The following is a 2641-nucleotide window of genomic DNA, read 5'->3' on the forward strand; positions in this document are numbered from 1 at the left end:
GCGCTGAATGGTTTGTACGGTGCCTTTACCGAAGGTCTGGCCGCCGATGATCAACGCGCGGTGGTAATCCTGCATAGCACCGGCAAAAATCTCTGAAGCCGAGGCGGACAAGCGGTTGACCAGCAACACCATCGGGCCTTTGTAGAAGGCGCCCGGGTTTTCATCTTCCAGTACATCGACCCGGCCATCGGCGTTACGCACCAGAACCGTAGGACCCTTGTCGATGAACAGGCTGGTGAGCTCGGTAGCTTCCTGCAAGGAACCGCCGCCGTTGTTGCGCAAGTCGATGACCACGCCGTCGACCTTGTCTTTCTGCAACTCGGTCAGCAGTTTCTTGACGTCGCGCGTGGTGCTCTTGTAGTCCGGGTCGCCGGCACGGAAAGCCTTGAAGTCGAGGTAGAAGGCCGGAATCTCGATGACGCCGAGCTTGTAGTCCTTGCCATCCTGTTTCAGGTTGAGGACCGACTTTTTCACCGCCTGGTCTTCAAGCTTCACCGCTTCGCGGGTGATTGGCACGATTTTGCTGGTCTGGTCATTCGGCGCATTGCTGGCCGGAATGACTTCCAGGCGCACGATGGTGCCTTTCGGACCACGGATCAGTTTGACCACTTCGTCCAGGCGCCAGCCGACCACGTCGACCATCTCTTTGTTGCCCTGGGCAACGCCGATGATCTTGTCGGCAGGGGCAACCATTTTAGTCTTGTCGGCCGGGCCGGCAGGCACCAGACGCACGACTTTTACCTGGTCGTTATCGCTCTGCAACACGGCGCCGATGCCCTCCAGGGACAGGCTCATGTTGATGTCGAAGTTTTCCGCGTTATCCGGCGACAGATAGTTGGTATGCGGGTCGTAGGACATGGCGAAGGTGTTGATGTACGCCTGGAAGATGTCTTCCGCACGGGTCTGGTCCAGGCGCGCCAACTGGTTCTTGTAGCGCTTGATCAAGGTTTCCTGAATCTGCTTGGAGTCCTTGCCCGCGATTTTCTGCCGCAGGACTTCGTCCTTGACGCGTTTGCGCCACAGGTCGTTGAGTTCGGCGGTGGATTTGAGCCAAGGTGCGTCCTTGCGGTCGATCAGCAAGGTTTCCTTGGCGGTGAAGTCGATCTTGTCGACGCCTTTGTTCAACTCGGCAAGGGCGAAGTCCAGACGCGCCTTGACGCGGTCCAGGTAGCGCTTGTAGATGGTGAACCCGGCGTTCAGGTCGCCGCTTTTGAGGAAATCGTCAAACTCGGTTTTCCATTTGTCGAATTCCGCAATGTCGCTGGCCATGAAATAGCTGCGCGAAGGGTCCAGCAGCTTGAGATAGCTGTCGTAGATAATCACGGAGCGCGCGTCATCGAGCGGCGGCTTGCTGTAGTGATGGCGCTTGAGCAATTCGACAACGTTCAGACTGGCGATTACTTCGTCACGATCAGGCTGAAGCTTGTCCCAGCTATTGGCGGCAAACGTATTGGTCGACAGCGGCAACAGGCCGATACCGATGAAGAGGGCAAGGGCGGTGCCAGGGAAAAAATGCTTCATGCTGATTCGACGCGGGGACAATTGATCACGCATATTAGGCCGTCTTTGAAGTCGCCGGATCCACTAGAACCGGTCGCATAATGCAAGAAAGCCCGGCGTTACAGATACGGGCTCAGTCCAGACTCACTATGGAGGCACTGTGAAAGCATTGCAAGGCGTTGAAGGTCAAGTGGAGTGGCTCGAAGAGCCCAGTCCTACATGCGATGTAGGACAAGTTCGTATCCGAGTGGCGGCAGCGGGACTCAATCGTGCCGATTTGTTACAGAAAGCGGGCCTCTACCCACCTCCGCCGGGAGCCAGTCAAGTACTGGGTCTTGAGTGTTCAGGGGTGATCAGCGAGGTGGGCGCGGGGTCTTCGTGGCAGGTCGGTGATCGGGTTTGCGCCTTGCTGGCCGGGGGTGGGATGGCCGAAGAGGTAGTTGTCGACGGACGGCATGTGTTACCGGTTCCCGACGGTCTGTCCTTGGTCGAGGCGGCCGCGTTGCCCGAAGTGTATGCGACCGTTTGGCTGAATTTATTTCAGCTCGCTGCGCTCAAGCCGGGTGAGAAAGTTCTTCTGCACGCCGGAGCAAGTGGAATTGGTTCAGCTGCCATTCAGCTGTGCAAGGCGTTTGGTAACCCGTGCTGGGTCAGCGTCGGGTCCGCCGAGCGTTTGGCGTACTGTGAAGCACTGGGAGCGCAGGGTGGGGTGGTGCGCAAGGGGGACCTGGACAGTTTGAATGATCTGGCTCCGTTCGATGTGATCCTCGATCCGGTGGGCGGCAACTACGCCGCGCTGAATCTGAAGCTGCTGGCCCGTGATGGTCGTTGGGTGCTGATCGGCCTGATGGGTGGCCGTGAGGCGCAGCTGGACCTGGCGCAGGTGCTGGCCAAGCGTGTGCAACTGCTGGGCTCGACCTTGCGCAACCGCGACGAGCAGTTCAAGGCGGATTTGTTCAGTGATCTGAGCCAGCATGTCTGGCCGTTGTTTGCCGAGGGACGCTTGAGCCCGCAACTGGCCAGGACTTTCCCGATCAAGGATGCCGAAGCGGCGTTTGCGGAGCTGGCGAGCAATGCGGTGGCGGGGAAACTGGTGTTGGTGATCGACGAAAGCCTGACCTGACAACACAAAACTGTGGGA

The 2641-nt window shown here is 58.4% G+C and carries 2 protein-coding genes; one reads left to right on the plus strand and one right to left on the minus strand.

Annotated features, from left to right (window positions below; all coding sequences use genetic code 11):
- The coding region (locus AC1DSG_RS30035; protein WP_477794117.1) for a S41 family peptidase at positions 1-1521 on the minus strand (1521 nt) is incomplete at its 3' end.
- 139 nt (positions 1522-1660) lie between these two features.
- Here AC1DSG_RS30035 and AC1DSG_RS30040 point away from each other — a divergent pair.
- Positions 1661-2623, plus strand: coding sequence for a zinc-binding dehydrogenase (locus AC1DSG_RS30040; RefSeq protein ID WP_477794118.1), 963 nt, complete (start codon positions 1661-1663; stop codon positions 2621-2623).
- Positions 2624-2641 lie beyond the last annotated feature (18 nt).

It is taken from the genome of Pseudomonas sp. P5_A12 (assembly GCF_056400685.1).